Raw genomic sequence first — 16,939 nt, forward strand, 5'->3', positions numbered from 1 at the left:
GCCAGTCAGGCTCGATGACTGGCATTGGTTCAACCTTACGGCCGTTTGCGTTCTACAGCTCGCAGCAAGTGCGTCGGCGGTGTCTCACAGCTGATCTTGCGCCCCAGCAGCGTCTCGATTGACGGCAACTGATACGAGTCATCCTCCCCGGCAAAGCTGATCGACACACCCGCCGCGCCTGCGCGACCGGTACGCCCGATGCGGTGCACATAGTCGTCCGGCACTTCCGGCAAGGTGAAGTTGATCACGTGGCTGATGCCGTCGATATGAATACCGCGACCGGCTACATCGGTAGCCACCAACACGCGGATCTTGCCTTCGCGGAAGCCTTCCAGGGTCTTGATGCGCTTGTGCTGCGGCACGTCGCCCGACAGTTGCGCAGCATTGACGCCGTCGCGCACAAGGCGTTCTTCGATGCGGCGCACTTCGTCCTTGCGGTTGGCAAAGACCATCACGCGTTCCCAGCCATTGTCGTTGATCAGGTTGTAGAGCAGCTTGTACTTGTCGGCACCGGCCACGGCGTAGATGTGTTGCTCGACGTTTTCGCTGGCGACATTCAGCGCCTCGATCTCGACGATGGACGGGTCGGTGGTCCACTGCTTGGCGAGGTTCATCACGTCTTCGGTGAAGGTTGCGGAGAACAGCAGGGTCTGGCGCTCGGTTTTCGGCGGGGTCTGGCGAATGATCTGGCGTACTTGCGGGATAAAGCCCATGTCGAGCATCCGGTCGGCTTCGTCCAGCACCATCACTTCGACCATATCCAGATGCACGTCGCCGCGCTGGTTGAAGTCCAGCAGGCGGCCTGGAGTGGCGACCAGGATGTCGCAGTGACGGGCTTCGAGGTGCTTGAGCTGCTTGTCGAAGTCCATGCCGCCGACAAAGGTCATCACGTTGAGACCGGTGTACTTGGTCAGGTCGGCGGCGTCCTTGGCGATCTGCACCACCAGCTCGCGGGTCGGGGCGATGATCAGGGCGCGCGGTTCACCCATGTAGCGTTCCTTGGGCGGCGGCGTCTGCAGCAACTGGGTGATGATCGAGATCAGGAATGCGGCGGTCTTGCCGGTGCCGGTCTGGGCACGGCCGATGGCGTCTTTGCCCGCCAGGGTGAAGCCCAGCACCTGCGCCTGGATCGGCGTGCAGTACGGGAAGCCCAGGTCCTGGATGGCGTGCATCAGTTCCGGGGCCAGCTTGAAGTCGTGGAAGCGGGTTTTGCCTTCCTGGGGCTCGACGACGAAGTCTTCGAGTTTCCACGGGGTTACCGGCGGCTTGGGCGCGCGTTCGCGACGAGGTTTGGCCGCAGGTGCTGGGGCGGCCTCGGCAGGCGTTACCTGTTCAGGCGGCGTCACCGTGGGTTTTTTCGGTGAGGCGGCAGGCGTAGTCCGGCCAGGCTGTGGACCGTCATTGCGGTTGCCGGGCTTCGGGGCAGGAGCACTGGGAGCAGGCGCGAGCGGCTCAGCCTCGCTTTTGCCGAACATCTTCTTGAGTGCTTTGAGCACGGTCATCTCATTAATTGGTTAAGGAATGTACGCCGGCCAGTGTAATGCAAGAATCGGGCGCGGCGTAGTGCGTCTGTCATACGGCTACATAAACGCGGGTTTCAGCGCAGGCGTTCAGCCAGCCAGGTGCCGATATCGCGTATCTCTTCGGGTAACACTTCGTGGCCCATTGGGTATTCCTGCCATGTCACGGTGACACCACGGCTCTTTAAATGCTCGTAGGCGCTACGACCCATGGCGTTCTGGACGACGTCGTCGTACTGGCCATGCAGGCAGAGGGCGGGAATGCGTTGCTGGCTGGCGGACAACTCCAGCTCATCGTCAAAGGTCGGTGCATACGTGGAGAGGGCAATTACGCCACCCAATGGACCTTCCCAGTGTTTGAACGCCGTGTGGAAAACCACTGCGCCACCCTGGGAGAAACCCGCGAGAAAAATTCGCGAAGCGTCTATTCCGGTTCTCTTTTGTGCCTCGATCAAATCCGTGACCATGTTGGCCGAGGTTTCCAGTTCTTCCAGGCTGATCGAACGTGCCGGGCTCATGGCCTTGATGTCGTACCAGCTCGGCATCTCATAACCGCCGTTGATGGTCACCGGGCGCATCGGCGCCTGGGGCAAAACGAAGCGGGTGGTCAGCAAGCTTTCCTGCAGCGCCTCGGCCACCGGCAGGAAGTCGTAGCGATCGGCACCCAGGCCATGCAACCAGATAACGCAGGCGTCTGCGGGCTTGGCGGGCTGAAGAATCAAGGGGTCGGTCATGTCTGCTCCATATATGTGCGCACGCTTGGATTGGGGGCGTCGGGACGGTGCGCGACAGGTTGATCTGTTAAGAGAATGTCGCAAGGTTGAATCTTTTACCACTGAACAGGACGGGCAGCGACTCGGCCAGCACTCTGGTACGCGCCTTGCTATGTGTAGGTGGATGTCAGAACTCTCCTAGGGCGGTAACACTATCAGTGACTGCCGCCGGTGGGAAAGCAACTGGAATTACCGCAAAAACCTCATGCTGCTTGACCCCAAAAAAAGCCAACACGGGTCGATATCGCCTCATAAGGGTGCGCTGAGGTTGGAGCTTGGACACAACAAGAGCAACTGGAGGTATGTAATGAAGGTATTGAAGTCCACCCTGGCCATCGTCACAGCGGCGGCTGTACTGGGTGTCAGTGGTTTAGCCCAGGCGGGTGCCACCCTGGATGCCGTGCAGAAAAAAGGCTTTGTGCAATGCGGCGTAAGTGACGGCTTGCCGGGTTTCTCGGTGCCGGATGCCAGCGGCAAGATCCTCGGGATTGACGCTGACTACTGCCGTGCCGTGGCCGCTGCGGTTTTTGGTGACGCCACCAAGGTCAAGTTCAGCCAGTTGAACGCCAAGGAGCGTTTCACCGCGCTGCAATCGGGCGAAGTCGACATCCTGTCGCGCAACACCACCATGACCAGTTCCCGCGATGCGGGCATGGGCCTGAAATTCCCGGGCTTCATCACCTACTACGACGGCATCGGCTTTCTGGTCAACAACAAGCTCGGCGTGAAAAGTGCCAAGGAACTGGACGGTGCAACCATCTGCATCCAGGCGGGTACTACCACTGAGCTGAACGTTTCCGACTACTTCCGCGCCAACAACCTCAAGTACACCCCGATCACCTTCGACACGTCTGATGAAAGCGCCAAGTCGCTGGAGTCCGGGCGTTGCGACGTGCTGACTTCCGACAAGTCGCAACTGTTCGCCCAGCGCAGCAAGCTGGCGGCGCCGAAAGACTATGTGGTGCTGCCGGAAACCATTTCCAAGGAGCCACTGGGTCCGGTGGTGCGTAACGGTGACGACGAGTGGCTGGCCATCGTGCGCTGGGTGGGCTACGCCATGCTCAACGCCGAAGAGGCCGGTGTGACGTCGAAGAACGTTGAAGCTGAGGCCAAGTCCACCAAGAACCCCGACGTCGCCCGTCTGCTGGGAGCGGATGGTGAATACGGCAAGGACCTGAAAGTGAAGAAGGATTGGGTCGTACAGATCGTCAAGCAAGTGGGTAACTACGGCGAAATGTTCGAGCGCAACCTGGGCAAGAGCACCCCGCTGGAAATCGACCGTGGCCTGAACGCGCTGTGGAACAACGGCGGTATCCAGTACGCACCTCCTGTGCGCTGATCGCTGATGGTTCTATCACCCGGTGGGCCAACCGCCGGGTGATGTTCTGTTCCATTCCTTGCGGGGCATTCCATGCAAAATCTCATCGGCGCACCCAAGCAGAAGCTCAGCTTCAGCGATCCCAAAGTGCGCGCGTGGCTCTTCCAGATCATCACCATTGTGGCGGTGGTCTCGCTGGGCTGGTACCTGTTTCACAACACCCAGACCAACCTGCAACACCGGGGCATCACCTCCGGCTTCGACTTTCTTGAGCGCAGTGCCGGCTTTGGCATCGCGCAGCATTTGATCGACTACACCGAATCGGACAGCTACGCCCGGGTGTTTGTGATCGGCTTGCTCAATACCTTGCTGGTGACGGTCATTGGTGTGGTGCTGGCAACCCTGCTCGGTTTCATCATCGGCGTGGCGCGCCTGTCGCCCAACTGGATGATCAACAAGCTGGCGACGGTCTATGTTGAAGTCTTCCGCAACATTCCGCCGCTGCTGCAGATTCTGTTCTGGTATTTCGCGGTGTTCCTGACCATGCCGGGGCCGCGCAACAGCCATAACTTTGGTGACATGTTCTTCGTCAGCAGCCGTGGCCTGAACATGCCGGCGGCGCTGGCGGCCGATGGGTTCTGGCCGTTTGTCGCCAGCGTGGTGGTCGCTATCGTGGCTATCGTGCTGATGACCCGCTGGGCCAACAAGCGCTTCGAAGCGACAGGCGTACCGTTCCATAAATTCTGGACGGGCCTGGCGCTATTGATTGTGATCCCGACGTTGTGCGGGTTGACCTTCGGCGCACCGCTGCATTGGGAAATGCCCAGGCTTGCCGGCTTCAACTTCGTCGGCGGCTGGGTACTGATTCCGGAACTGCTGGCGTTGACCCTGGCCCTGACCGTGTACACGGCGGCCTTCATTGCGGAGATCGTGCGTTCGGGCATCAAGTCCGTCAGCCATGGCCAGACTGAAGCGGCACGCTCGCTGGGCCTGCGCCCGGGGCCTACGCTACGCAAGGTCATCATCCCGCAAGCCTTGCGCGTGATCATTCCCCCGTTGACCAGCCAATACCTGAACCTGGCGAAAAACTCCTCGTTGGCCGCTGGTATCGGTTATCCGGAAATGGTTTCGCTGTTTGCCGGCACGGTGCTCAATCAGACCGGCCAGGCCATCGAAGTCATTGCCATCACCATGAGCGTGTACCTGGCGATCAGCATCAGCATTTCCCTGCTGATGAACTGGTACAACAAGCGCATTGCGCTGATCGAGCGGTGAGGAAACGCCCATGACTACGCATACGTTCAAACCTGATATGCCACCCCCGGACAAAGTCTTCGGGCCGGTGGCCTGGATGCGCGCCAATCTGTTCTCAAGCTGGCTTAACACGCTGCTGACTTTGCTGGCGATCTACCTGGTGTACCTGGTGGTGCCGCCGATCCTGCATTGGGCGATTCTGGACGCCAACTGGGTCGGCACCACGCGCGCCGATTGCACCAAAGAGGGCGCCTGCTGGGTGTTCATCCAGCAGCGCTTCGGGCAGTTCATGTATGGCTATTACCCCGTGGACCTGCGCTGGCGCGTGGACATGACGGTATGGCTGGCCATCATTGGCGTGGCGCCGTTGTTCATCTCGCGTTTTCCACGCAAGGCGATCTACGGCCTGGGCTTTTTGCTGCTGTACCCGATCATTGCCTACTGCTTGCTGCATGGCGGCGTGTTCGGGCTGAGCAACGTGGCGACCAGCCAATGGGGCGGCTTGATGCTGACCCTGGTGATCGCCACGGTGGGCATCGCCGGCGCCTTGCCGTTGGGCATTGTGCTGGCGTTGGGGCGGCGCTCGAACATGCCGGCGATTCGGGTGGTGTGCGTGACCTTCATCGAGTTCTGGCGCGGCGTGCCGTTGATCACGGTGCTGTTCATGTCATCGGTGATGTTGCCGTTGTTTCTGCCCGAGGGCATGAACTTCGACAAGCTGTTGCGTGCCCTGATCGGCGTGATTCTGTTTCAGTCGGCCTATGTGGCTGAAGTGGTGCGCGGTGGCTTGCAGGCGATCCCCAAGGGGCAATACGAAGCGGCTGCGGCGATGGGCCTGGGTTACTGGCGCAGCATGGGCCTGGTGATCTTGCCGCAAGCCTTGAAGATGGTGATACCGGGCATCGTCAATACGTTCATCGCACTGTTCAAGGACACCAGCCTTGTGATCATCATCGGCCTGTTCGACCTGCTCAACAGCGTCAAGCAAGCCGCCGCCGACCCCAAATGGCTGGGCATGGCCACTGAAGGCTACGTGTTTGCCGCCCTGGTGTTCTGGATTTTCTGTTTTGGTATGTCGCGCTATTCCATGCATCTGGAACGCAAGCTCGACACCGGCCACAAGCGTTAGGAGTTGTTTCAATGAGCCAAGCAATCAAACAGCCGGTGAGCCCTGAAGGCATTATTCAGATGCAGGGCGTCAACAAGTGGTACGGCCAGTTCCACGTGTTGAAAGACATCAATCTCAACGTCAAGCAGGGCGAGCGTATTGTGCTGTGCGGGCCGTCGGGCTCGGGCAAGTCCACCACCATTCGCTGCCTCAACCGCCTGGAAGAGCACCAGCAAGGCCGCATCGTGGTCGATGGCGTGGAGTTGACCAACGACCTCAAGCAGATCGAAGCGATCCGCCGTGAAGTGGGCATGGTGTTCCAGCACTTCAATCTGTTCCCACACCTGACCATCCTGCAAAACTGCACGCTGGCGCCGATGTGGGTGCGCAAGATGCCCAAGCGCAAGGCCGAGGAAATTGCCATGCACTACCTTGAACGTGTACGCATTCCAGAGCAGGCCCACAAGTTTCCGGGGCAACTGTCCGGCGGCCAGCAACAGCGTGTGGCCATCGCCCGTGCCTTGTGCATGAAACCGAAAATCATGCTGTTCGACGAGCCGACCTCGGCACTCGACCCGGAAATGGTGAAAGAGGTTCTGGACACCATGATTGGCCTGGCCGAAGACGGCATGACCATGTTGTGCGTGACTCACGAAATGGGCTTTGCGCGCACCGTGGCCAACCGCGTGATCTTCATGGACAAGGGCGAGATTGTGGAGCAGGCGGCGCCGAATGACTTCTTCGACAACCCGCAGAATGACCGGACCAAGTTGTTCTTGAGCCAGATACTGCATTGATCAATGGTTGAACACATAAACCCGGCCTGGTGCCGGGTTTATTGTTTGTCGGCCAGGGAGCCGCGAGCGCCTCTGGCTTCGTGTTGACGATATGAGTGAGACCGCGCAAATACCTTGGCATAGCCACTCTGCTACTTCTTTTGCTACCCAGGCACTCTGGTGCGTTGCCTTTGCAGGCAACTGCGAATAGCCTCGTCGGCGCCCAGTTACGTCAGGCCCTGAACATCTCACCGCATCGCCAGGCTGTATTCGACCTGCATATCGCCTTGCTCGACGCGGTAGAAAATCAAGACCCCGAACGTGCCAAATCCCTCTGCCGGCAGTTGATCAATGAACCTTGAAGCCAAACGTACGACTGAACTCGAAGAACTGTTGATCGACGCCGAAGCCGATGACGAGGCCGTTCAGCAGGCCCATCCGCGGGTGGTTCGCCCGTGGCTCCTGCTGCTGGGCCTGGTACTGGTGGCGTTGAACCTGCGGCCGGCGCTGTCGAGCATGTCGCCACTGCTGGCTGAAGTCTCCAGCAGCCTTGGGTTATCTGCGGCCAAGGCCGGGTTGCTGACCACTTTGCCGGTCTTGTGCCTGGGCCTGTTCGCGCCCACTGCGCCGATCCTGGCCAGACGTTTTGGCGCCGAGCGCGTGGTGCTGGGCATTCTGCTGACCCTGGCCGCGGGGATTATCCTGCGCAGTTCGTTCGGTGAAGTGGGGCTGTTCGCCGGCAGCCTGATTGCCGGTGCGAGTATTGGCATCATTGGCGTGTTGCTGCCGGGCATCGTCAAGCGCGATTTTGCCAGGCAGGCGGGCGCCATGACCGGCGTCTACACCATGGCGTTGTGTCTAGGGGCTGCGTTGGCTGCGGGAGCCACGGTGCCCCTGAGCCAATATTTCGCAGACAGCTGGGCCATCGGTCTGGGGTTCTGGGTTATTCCGGCGTTGCTGGCGGCCTTGTTCTGGTTGCCACAAGTGGGGCAAAAGCACGGTGCCCATCAGGTGGCTTACCGGGTCAGAGGCTTGCTGCGTGACCCGCTCGCCTGGCAGGTGACTTTGTACATGGGCCTGCAATCGTCCCTGGCCTACATTGTGTTTGGCTGGTTGCCGTCAATCCTGATCGGACGTGGCCTGAGTGCTACCGAAGCCGGGTTGGCGCTCTCAGGCTCCATCATCGTGCAACTGCTCAGTTCCCTGGCCGCACCGTGGTTGGCCACCCGAGGCAAGGACCAGCGCCTGGCGATTGTGGTGGTGATGCTGCTGACCCTCGGTGGCCTGTTCGGTTGCCTGTATGCGCCGCTGGACGGTTTATGGGGCTGGGCGATTCTGCTCGGCCTGGGGCAGGGCGGCACCTTCAGCCTGGCGCTGACTTTGATCGTGCTGCGCTCGCGTGACGCTCACGTCGCCGCCAACCTGTCGAGCATGGCCCAGGGTATCGGTTACACCCTGGCGTCAATGGGCCCGTTTGCGGTTGGCCTGGTGCATGACTGGACCGGCGGCTGGGCGGCTATCGGCTGGATCTTCGCGGTGATCGGCCTGGGCGCGATTGTCGCGGGTCTGGGCGCCGGTCGTGCGCGCTACGTACAGGTCACCAGCGAGAAGCTCTAGAGGTAAACCACTTCCAGAGTGGCCGAACCATCGAGCGGGGTTTCCACGCTCAGGTCCAGGTTTTGTCGAGCATTGATCACCGTCTGCACGGTGACGGTGCTCAGCATTAAACCGATGGCCGCGGGCCCGCTGACACTGCCCTCCACATCGGTAAAGCCCAGGTAGCTCCTGGAGCCGATGTCGATGGGGTTGAGGTTGGACGTGCGCCACGCCAGGCCGCCGGTAGTGGACTCGGTGCCGTAGATCTGCGCAATGTTGCCGGCCTGGGTCTGTCGTGGGTCGAAGGTCATGGAGTAGACCCCCAGGCGATTGCCGCTGATATCGAACCCCAGGCCGTAGTAAATCTCGCTGTCGACCATGGCCGAGCCGTCGCGGTTGTCGCGCATGCGCAGGGCAAAGCGAACCGTGCCCGTGCAGGCGATGCCGACGGTCAGGGTCTTGACGGGCAGGCGCGTGGCGGTCGCCAGGTGCAAGTCCTGTTGGGCAATCTTGCCGTAGTCAATCAGGGCGCCGCCGGGGAACTGCGGCAAGCAGGCGGAGGGAGTGATCAAGCCTTTGACACTCAGGTCCACCGCCGAGGCGGCTAGCACAGAGGGCGTGCTGGTCAACAGCAACAGACTGGTAAAGAGGCGGGTTTTCACGGGACGAGTTCCTCACAGTGACGGGTCAGGGGTAGACGATTTCGATAGTGCCGGAACCATTGATATGCACCACCTCGCGAAGATCCAGGCTTTGCATGGGGGCAAGGTAAGACTTGAGACGCATCGTGCCGGTCAGGGTCTGGATGGCCACCGGGCCGGTGGTGACGCCCGTCGTGTCGGTAAACCCCAGCAGGCTGTTGGCGGCCATGGGGATTTGCCGCGCGGTGGAACTGCTCCACGCCACGCCGTTGCTGGTGGAGTCGGTGCGGTACAGCGCGGGCAAGGTGTCGGCGCTGAATTCGGCCGGGTCGATAGTCAGGTAAAATCGCCCGATTTTGTTGCGACTGGCATCCAGGTCCAATCCATAAGCGGTTTCATCGGTACCGCCCGTGGCCGAACCGTCGCGGTTGTCTTTCATGCGCAGAGCAAAGCGGATCGGCGCATCGCAGGTCACACTCAGGCGCAGTGTGCGAATGGGCAGCGGTGTTTCAGTGGTGGCATTTAGGTCTTTGGCATACAGGGTGCCGTAGTCCACTACGCCCTGGTCGGATAATGTCGGCAGGCAGGCGATGGGCGCAAAGTGCGCGCGCACGGTCAGTTCCCGGTAGCGTCCGTTTTGTGCGCTGTACAACATCCCGGAAACTTCCCAGGTGGTGTTGTCGCGCACTTGAGTGGCAGCGGGGTCGGCCCAGGCGCGCAGCGTCAGTTGCAACGACAGGGTGTTGCCCCTGAGCACCGCACCGTGTGCGACCGGCGCGATGCCATGGCCGGAACGCCATTCCAGCACCGCGCCATTGGCCACGGGCGCCTGGCCCGCAGCAGGTAGCAGCCCCAACTCTACGGCGCGACCATCGAGCACGGCGTTGCCGGCTTCGATGGCATAGCTGCCATGCGGGGTAAATTGCAGGCGCTGCGGGCTAGCGGCCAGTGCGCGATAGAACAGGCTCAAATCTTGCGCTTGCGGACAGTTGATGGTCACGCTCAGGCGTCGCTCGCCAAGCAAGCGCTCCAGCGCACTGTCGCTTTGTGCCAGGCGGCTCATCAAGCCGAAATCGATCAAGGATTCGCTGACATTCAGTTGGCATTCTTCCAAGGCGTGGGCGGTGCCGGCCCCGCCGATCAATAACCACAGGCACAGTTGGCGCATACACGTTGCGAAGGGCATGACGGGGATCCTCAAGGCGCGTGGCAACGCGCGGGAGCAGTTTCGAAGTACACCGTGGGGTCGGCTTTTTCCGGCAGGGAGTAACGCAATTCGCATCGACCGCCATCGGGTGTGGTTATCCACAGCGTCGATTGGTCCAGCACGTTGGGTAGAAACACCTGGCTGGCGTCCTGCACCAAGGTGACGAACTCGCCGCTGGCGCTGCTGACTGAGGCTCCGGCAGGCAGAGGTGTACCCTGGTCGGTGCTGACGGTGAGCAATATGCGACGGGTCAAGCTGATGCCAAATTCGACTCGGTCAACGGCGCCGCGTCCGGCCGAGATCATCGCCAGGCCATTGTTGATGTCGGCATTGCGCGGCAGTGAACGTGTCTGCACTTCCACTGGGCTGCGCCCGTAGGCGGCGACTTGCGGCACCACGGCCTGGCCTTGCCAGTCGGTCCACACCGCGCCGCTGGGGGTACTTAGCTTGATGCCACTCATATCGCCGACCGACACCAGGGCAAAGGTGTCGCGCACCGGGTAGGGTGAAAAAGTCACGCCGTCGCCATGTATCACCACACCGCCGCGAGCGCCGCCTTGATAACTGGAGCGTTCGGCATCAGCGCGGCTGTAGCTGAAATCGAGCTGGCTGTAACGCGGCAGTACCGAGACGCCCAGCGTGGTTTCCACTTGATGGTCGCTGCTGTCGTGTTCGGCGCTGACGCGATAGCTGAGTTGGTCGTCGATCTGTTCGGTGAGGCCCAGGCCGGTGCGGTTCTCACCGCCGGAATTGCGCACCCAGCTACGTAGCCGGCGACTTTCGCCCAACGGCACGCTGATATTGAGGTACACCGCGTTGTCCTGTTGCTGGCTACCGCCCATTTGCCACTCGGCACTGGCCGACAGTGACACAGCGCCGATGCTCGTGCCCCAAGAGGCCAGCGCACGGCTGCTGCTGTCGCCAGCGAAGTTGGCCGAGCGCGCAACCCCGGCGCTGAACGCACCCAGCAGCGGATGCGACCAGCCCAGGTTGAGGCTTTGTTGGTCGCGATAACGGGCGTCGCGGTTGCTGTCATCACGCTCATACGTGCTTTCTTCGAGTTCGCGATAGCCGATGCTGCGCCAGGAATTGGCGGCGCTGATCGACCACTGCTCGCCCAGGCGCTGGGACCAGGAAAGGTCGGTCTGTACGCCCGAAACCTTTTCCCACGCCTGGGTGTTGGACAGCTGTGTGGACAGTTGGATCTGGCTGTCCACCCACGGCAACCAGCCCAGGCTGGCGCCCACCGAGCGGTATTCGCTGGCTGCCAGTACACCAGTGCCCAGGGTCAACTGCGGGTGCAGCGCACCGGTCCAGCCGCCACTGACCACCCACGGATCCTCGCCTTTGGCGTCGCCCACATTCCGCACCCGGCCCGCGGCCACGGAGTAACCCGGTGCTGGCAACCCAAGGCCGAGCATGGCCGCCGGTACGGTGAAGCGCCGCTCACCCCCGGCGCTTTCCTTGACCGTGACCTCGACGTCCGAGCGCGTATTCAAGCGACGTACATCGGGCAGGGTAAAGGGGCCTGCGGGCACGACGGTGGAGTGAATCAACGCACCGTTCTGTCGTACCTCCACCTGGGCAGGGCTGTTGGCAATGCCCTGGATCAGCGCACCCTGGCCCTGTTCTTGAAGGGCTTGCTCGGTAAGCACCTGCACCCCGGTAATCTGCGCGCCGGACAGTACCGGGTTATACAGGTTGATTTGCCCAGCCTGCAGCACCGCCTGGTGGCTGGCGAAGGTGCGCTGGGCATAGGCTTGCAAGTGGGTGCTGCGTGACAGGCCATCCTGCCAGGTCTGTACTTGGCGACTGCGCACGATCCAATCGCCGGCATTGAACCCCACCTCGGTGTTGGCCGAGCCAAAGCGGCTGGCGTCATCGCCGAAGCGGTTGTAGAAACCACTGAGGTCGTAGTTGAGCAGCCCGGCAAACCCGCCGGTTTCGTACCCCGAGATATCCTGCTGTATGGGGCGCAGCGCCTCGGTGGGTACCACCAGTGACACCGTCAGCGTCGCCGGGTCCGGTTCAACCAGGGTTTGCGGATATTGCGCAAGAAAATCGTGACAACCTGCCGTTTCATTCGGGATCACCAGGTTGGCGGCGTCCAGCAATTCGCGGTCGAAGCACGGGTTGCCTTGCTGATCGAAGGTCACATCCAGCCGGCCGCGTCGCTGACCATTGACCCGCAGATTGACCGTGTGTTGCCCGGTGGCGAAGCGCGGTGCTGCCAGCAGCAGGCTGGCCAGCTGTGGATCAATGCCGCGTTGATGCAAGGTCTGGGCGTCGAAGCTGGAGGCGCTGGAGTTTTCGGCCCATGCCTTGGCGGGCATCAGCGCGCACAGCAGCAACACCAGCGGCAAGGTCGAGTTGGCAGGGATGTCGGGCACGGCTTCGCCGTCACGGTAACTCAATACTGTTTTCACGCAAGGTACTCGAGTAGTGAACGCCCGGGCCCGGTGTGCCCAGGCGTTCTGGTGACGGTCAATGAGCCGTCACTTCGTTATTCAGGCGGCGGTCAGGGGTGCGACGCCTGCGGTTTTCAGTCAGAGGGTGATCGGTGCGTCGTAGGCTTTCACCGCAAAGCCGTACACAGTGGCCGGCTGCAACCTGACCGTGTTGGCCTGCCCGCCGCTGGCCGGCACGCTCAAGGCTTCGCCGGGCAGCACGTAAGTGCGCGGCAGCATCGCCCTGCCGTTGCCGGGCAACAGCAGCAGTTCCTGCGCCAGGCGCACTACATAGGGCGTGTCGTTACGTACTTGCAACTGGCCGTCGCGCAAGGTCCAGGTCAGGTCGGTCCAAGGCGTGCGGTTGGGGGCAAGGCCTCTGGGATGCACGATCACCGGCAAGTTCTGGCGCACGGTCACGCCCACGCGGGCATGCCCGGCGGCGGTCGCGGCACGGCCTTGGGGCATGCCTTCGAACACTGCGCGTTTAAGCCGTTGGGTGAGCAACGGCTTCCGGTTTTGCAGGATGAAGCGCACCAACTGGGATTTAGACGCCTCGACCCGTGACAGCGGCGGTGTCACCACCAGCAGCGGCTCGGTGTCTTCCGGAATATCCTGCAAGGTCACATGCAGCAGCGCGAGTTGGCTGTCGGTGTTGGTCACCGACACTGCCGCTTCGCCTTCGGCTTCGAACACGATCACCACGGAGGTGTCCGGTACCATCCCGTCGGCTTTGACTTGATTGCCGAGTATCAGCAGCAGGGCGATAAGGCCGACAGCGGTGTTTGAGAATGTCGTCGTCATGACGGGTTTTCCATTAGGCCCAAAGGCATCGGTCAGAGGTAGCGCAAATCCAGGACGATGGAGCCGTCGAGAGGGACTTCCTGGTCCAGCGTCAGGTACTGCGAAAAATTGATGGCGGTGACCACCTGAAGCTCCGCGGTCAGTTGGCTGATGAAGTCCGGTTGACGGTCGCCCAGCGGTGCAAAGGCCATATAGGATCTTGGATAGGCGTTGGGGTCCGGTGACCAGGTTTCCCCGTTGTTGGTGGAGGCCAATACCTGCATGGGCTGCGCATCGCCCACTACGTTGCGATAGGACAACGCTACGGAGCCGAGACGCTCCTCGGGGGCGTGTATGTTTCTGCCCAGTCCGTAGAAAAAGCCGGGGGCCAGCGAGGAATCGGCGCGATTGTCGATGCCTACCAAGGCAAACAGCATGGGCCTGGCGCAGAGCACATGCAGTTCGAGTAGCTGGCTGGGCAGCACGGTGAACTCGTCTACGTTGAGGCTATGTGCGGGGATCTTGTCATGCTCGATGATGCCGTCATTCATCAGCTCGATGTGGCAGGCATCCGGTGTCACCCGGCCGGTTACCGTGAGGTCGACGGTCGAGGCTGCGTGGGTATCGACTAAGGTGGCCAGGCAGAGCAGCACCGCCACGCAACGGGTCACTGTGTGCAGTATCGGCACAGGTAGGCGCAGCCCATGCCCGGCGGTGTTCAAGGGATGGGCGGCCATGGATTACAGGTACTTCACTTCGAGGGTGGCGGAACCGTCGATGTTGACCTCATTGCTCAGGTCCAGGCCGTCGGCGCGAAAGATAAAGGTCTGCACCTCCAGGTCGGCGCGTAAGTCTTTGACTGGCAGTGGCTGGGTGTCGTCGTCCATCGACGCTACCGACATGTACAGGTTGGGGTCCCAAAATTTCTCGCCGTACCAGGTATTACCTTGGTCAGGCGAGGCAATGGGCTGTACCACTACGCCTTCTTCGGCGACGGTGTTGGCCAACGTCAAGTTGTATCCGCCAAGCCGCTGGGTGTCGTTGATAAAGCCCAAGCCGTAGCTCGCATAGGAACCGGAGGCCGCACGGTTATCAATCGAGTGCAAGGCAAACTGAATCGCAGCGTCGCAATTGACTGTCAAGCTCAGGGTGTGTTTGCCGATTACCGTGTTGCGATCCGGGTTCAGGTCTTTTGCGGAAATCTTGCCATGGTCGATCACACCACCACTGGAAAGGGTGGGTATACAGGCGCTGGGCACGATCAGCCCCTTGACGGTCAGGTCGACGCTGGAGGCAGCGAAGGCAGTGGTTGAGCAGAGCAGAAGTACGCTGGCGGCCAGCGTGGTCAATCGAATATTCATCGGGTCTCCTTATCCTTAGAGGTAATTGACTTGCACGGTGGCGTGACCGTCGATAGGCACATCGTCGGTCAGTGTCAGGTTGCTGGCGGGCGCGATGTGAGTGATCAGGCGGATCTCGGCCTCCAGCTTCTGGATCGCAATCGGTACCACGCCGTCGTTGTTGGCGACCGCTGTCAGCACGGTGTGGCTGAGCATCACGGAGGGCATCCAGGTTGCGCCGCCATCCCTTGAGACGATGGTGCGTACCGGCACGTCGTCGGCCACCGGCTGGTAGAGGCCAAGCCCGGCATCACCGACTTTTTCGTCGTTGGGGGTCATGCCCAGGCCGTGCCAGCTGAAGTGGCTGGCGGTGGTGCCGGCACGGTTGTCGATGGTGTTCAGGGTAAAAAACGTCGGCCCTTCGCAATGCACGCTCAAGAGCATGGTTTCTCGGGGCAGGTCGGTGTAGGTATCGCTATTGAGATCCTTGACCGACACCTTGCCGAAGTCGACATTGCCACCGCCGGAGACCTCTGGCGCGCAGGCGCTTGGCGTGATGATGCCTTTGACGGTGAGGTCCAGGCTGCTGGCGGCCAGTGTGAGAGGCGAGATGGTCAACAATAGGACGGCCAGGGGCGTGGCTCTTAAGTAAGTCATCGTTTGAACCTTCCTTAGTACGAAGCTGATGGGTTACAGGTACAGAACTTCAAAAGTTGCGGAGCCGTCCAGCGCCACTTCGTTGGCCAGGCTCAAGCCGTTGGCGGGTGCAATGGCGGTGTGCACGGTGATGTCCATGAGCGCGTTCTGCACGGGGTGCGGGGCCCAGCCGGAATCGGCACGGCTGCCCAGGGCCACCAACATATCGTCTTGCAGCGGGTCCTCCGGATAGAGCGGCGCCCAGGGGCGCTGTTCGTACTGGTAGAGCAAGGTCGAAGGTGTTTCGGCGACGGGGTTACTGAACATCAGTTGGTACCCGCCGAGCTTTTCTGTGCCGTTGGCTACACCCAGGCCGTAGGCGCCAAACGTTGAGGAGCCGGCTCGGTTGTCGATGGGCTTGATGGCAAACAGCGTCGCCGCCTCGCAATTCACGCTCAGTTGTAATGTCTGGTCCTCAAGCCAGGTATGGCTGTCGAGGTTCAGATCTTTTGCTGCGACTTTTCCATAGTCCACAGCCCCTGGCAGGTTCGGGGTGCAGGCACTCGGTGTGATCAAGCCCTTGACGGTCAGGTCCACGGAGCTGGCAGCGAAAGCGGATGACGTCATGGTGAGCAACAGCGCGCCGCTCAACAGGGGCAGGCGGGGCTTCATCTGGGAAGCGTCCATTTACAGGTACTTCACTTCAAAGGTCGCGGAGCCGTCGATTGCCACTTCGCTAGTCAAGGTCAGGTTTCTTGCAGGTGCAATCAAGGTGTGCAGCGTCATGTCCATGAGCGCGTCTTTGATCGGGTGGGGGGCCCAACCGTTCTCACCGCGGCTGCCCAGCGCCACCAGATCGTTGGGGGCAATGACCTCATCCGTAAGGAGGTCTGTCCATCGGCCCTCGGAGTTGTACATTGCAATCAGGGTGGATGGTGTTTCAGTGACGGGGTTGCTGAACGTCAACTGATACAGGCCGAGCTTCTGGGTTTCGTTGATCAAGCCCAGGCCAAAGGCGAAGCCGGACGCGGCGGAACCGGCTCGATTGTCGACGGGATGGATTGCAAACAGCGTTGCCGCGTCGCAATTGACGCTCAGTTGCAGGGTCTTTTTCTCAAGCGGCGTATAGCTGTCTTGATTCAGATCTTTTGCGGCGATTTTTCCAAGATCGACGTCACCCGGCAGGTTGGGTGTGCAGGCGCTGGGCGTGATCAACCCTTTGACAGTCAGGTCGACGCTGCTGGCGGCGAAAGCGGATGACGTTATAGCGAGCAGCAGGGCACTGCTCAGTAGGGATACAGAGGTCTTCATTTCAAATTGTTCCATTACAAGCTGGCAGATTGAGGCACGCCAGGGCAACGCCCGGTCGTGTGTGGGCGGGTGGTTGCCTGGAGGCGATCTCGATTTTTTTGCGCTTGCCGGGGAGTGGCAAGTCGTCCCTCTTTGGGGTGGGCACAATCTAGCGAGGGGGGCGCGCGGGGGAAATACAACTAATACGACATTGGCGGGGGGACGAAGGACGTGCCGGGAGAGGGGGGGG

Annotated in this window: 16 protein-coding genes and 1 pseudogene; 6 read left to right on the plus strand and 11 right to left on the minus strand. The window is 61.0% G+C overall.

The window, feature by feature from the left end; all coding sequences use genetic code 11:
• Positions 1–35: 35 nt before the first annotated feature.
• Together rhlB and E3O56_RS07935 are read right to left on the minus strand one after the other, a co-directional pair.
• The gene (rhlB, locus tag E3O56_RS07930) at positions 36–1,502 is read right to left on the minus strand and encodes an ATP-dependent RNA helicase RhlB (RefSeq protein WP_248128068.1); all 1,467 of its coding nucleotides are present in this window, start codon (positions 1,500–1,502) and stop codon (positions 36–38) included.
• A 95-nt stretch (positions 1,503–1,597) separates the two neighbouring features.
• Positions 1,598–2,254: an alpha/beta hydrolase gene (locus E3O56_RS07935; RefSeq protein WP_078820336.1), complete on the minus strand. Its 657-nt coding sequence runs from the start codon at positions 2,252–2,254 to the stop codon at positions 1,598–1,600.
• A 346-nt stretch (positions 2,255–2,600) separates the two neighbouring features.
• On the opposite strand from E3O56_RS07935, the gene E3O56_RS07940 reads away from it, so the two are divergent.
• The 6 genes and pseudogenes from E3O56_RS07940 to E3O56_RS07965 all read left to right on the plus strand — a co-directional run bounded on the left by E3O56_RS07940 (position 2,601) and on the right by E3O56_RS07965 (position 8,366).
• Complete coding sequence (locus E3O56_RS07940; RefSeq protein ID WP_032877669.1) at positions 2,601–3,632, plus strand: amino acid ABC transporter substrate-binding protein; 1,032 nt, start codon at positions 2,601–2,603, stop codon at positions 3,630–3,632.
• A 72-nt stretch (positions 3,633–3,704) separates the two neighbouring features.
• Positions 3,705–4,886, plus strand: a complete 1,182-nt coding sequence (locus tag E3O56_RS07945; RefSeq protein ID WP_005785047.1) for an amino acid ABC transporter permease — start codon at positions 3,705–3,707, stop codon at positions 4,884–4,886.
• Between the two features lie 10 nt (positions 4,887–4,896).
• Positions 4,897–5,994, plus strand: a complete 1,098-nt coding sequence (locus E3O56_RS07950; protein ID WP_032877666.1) for an amino acid ABC transporter permease — start codon at positions 4,897–4,899, stop codon at positions 5,992–5,994.
• 11 nt (positions 5,995–6,005) lie between these two features.
• A complete protein-coding gene (locus tag E3O56_RS07955) occupies positions 6,006–6,770 on the plus strand; it encodes an amino acid ABC transporter ATP-binding protein (protein ID WP_005785051.1) in 765 nt (254 codons plus the stop codon).
• 185 nt (positions 6,771–6,955) lie between these two features.
• A pseudogene (locus tag E3O56_RS07960) lies at positions 6,956–7,111 on the plus strand (GntR family transcriptional regulator); the annotation flags it as partial.
• On the plus strand, positions 7,101–8,366 hold the full coding sequence (locus E3O56_RS07965) for a CynX/NimT family MFS transporter (protein WP_148853487.1): 1,266 nt from the start codon (positions 7,101–7,103) through the stop codon (positions 8,364–8,366). The pseudogene E3O56_RS07960 and the gene E3O56_RS07965, both read left to right, overlap by 11 nt.
• Here the strand turns inward: E3O56_RS07965 and E3O56_RS07970 are convergent.
• The 9 genes from E3O56_RS07970 to E3O56_RS08010 form a co-directional block, all read right to left on the minus strand.
• On the minus strand, positions 8,363–9,007 hold the full coding sequence (locus E3O56_RS07970; RefSeq protein WP_103733360.1) for a DUF1120 domain-containing protein: 645 nt from the start codon (positions 9,005–9,007) through the stop codon (positions 8,363–8,365). The two genes, E3O56_RS07965 and E3O56_RS07970, sit on opposite strands and share 4 nt — an antisense overlap.
• Positions 9,008–9,032: 25 nt before the next feature.
• The gene (locus E3O56_RS07975; protein ID WP_177327400.1) at positions 9,033–10,172 is read right to left on the minus strand and encodes a DUF1120 domain-containing protein; all 1,140 of its coding nucleotides are present in this window, start codon (positions 10,170–10,172) and stop codon (positions 9,033–9,035) included.
• Positions 10,173–10,183: 11 nt separating this feature from the next.
• Positions 10,184–12,619 (minus strand): fimbria/pilus outer membrane usher protein, encoded by a 2,436-nt coding sequence (locus tag E3O56_RS07980; protein ID WP_177327399.1) that lies wholly within the window; start codon positions 12,617–12,619, stop codon positions 10,184–10,186.
• A 120-nt stretch (positions 12,620–12,739) separates the two neighbouring features.
• Entirely contained in the window at positions 12,740–13,444 is a 705-nt protein-coding gene (locus E3O56_RS07985) for a fimbria/pilus chaperone family protein (RefSeq protein WP_032877660.1), read from the minus strand.
• A gap of 32 nt (positions 13,445–13,476) precedes the next feature.
• Positions 13,477–14,160 carry a DUF1120 domain-containing protein gene (locus E3O56_RS07990; protein ID WP_248128069.1) on the minus strand — a complete coding sequence of 228 codons (684 nt, stop codon included), beginning with the start codon at positions 14,158–14,160 and terminating at the stop codon, positions 13,477–13,479.
• Positions 14,161–14,163: 3 nt separating this feature from the next.
• Positions 14,164–14,784: a DUF1120 domain-containing protein gene (locus E3O56_RS07995; protein WP_103733362.1), complete on the minus strand. Its 621-nt coding sequence runs from the start codon at positions 14,782–14,784 to the stop codon at positions 14,164–14,166.
• A 15-nt stretch (positions 14,785–14,799) separates the two neighbouring features.
• Positions 14,800–15,420, minus strand: coding sequence for a DUF1120 domain-containing protein (locus E3O56_RS08000; protein WP_032877657.1), 621 nt, complete (start codon positions 15,418–15,420; stop codon positions 14,800–14,802).
• A 33-nt stretch (positions 15,421–15,453) separates the two neighbouring features.
• The gene (locus tag E3O56_RS08005; protein ID WP_103733363.1) at positions 15,454–16,071 is read right to left on the minus strand and encodes a DUF1120 domain-containing protein; all 618 of its coding nucleotides are present in this window, start codon (positions 16,069–16,071) and stop codon (positions 15,454–15,456) included.
• Positions 16,072–16,086: 15 nt separating this feature from the next.
• Positions 16,087–16,710, minus strand: coding sequence for a DUF1120 domain-containing protein (locus E3O56_RS08010; RefSeq protein WP_148853496.1), 624 nt, complete (start codon positions 16,708–16,710; stop codon positions 16,087–16,089).
• Positions 16,711–16,939 lie beyond the last annotated feature (229 nt).

The organism is Pseudomonas sp. W2Aug9, from assembly GCF_023127755.1.
GTDB classification, from domain to species: domain Bacteria; phylum Pseudomonadota; class Gammaproteobacteria; order Pseudomonadales; family Pseudomonadaceae; genus Aquipseudomonas; species Aquipseudomonas synxantha_A.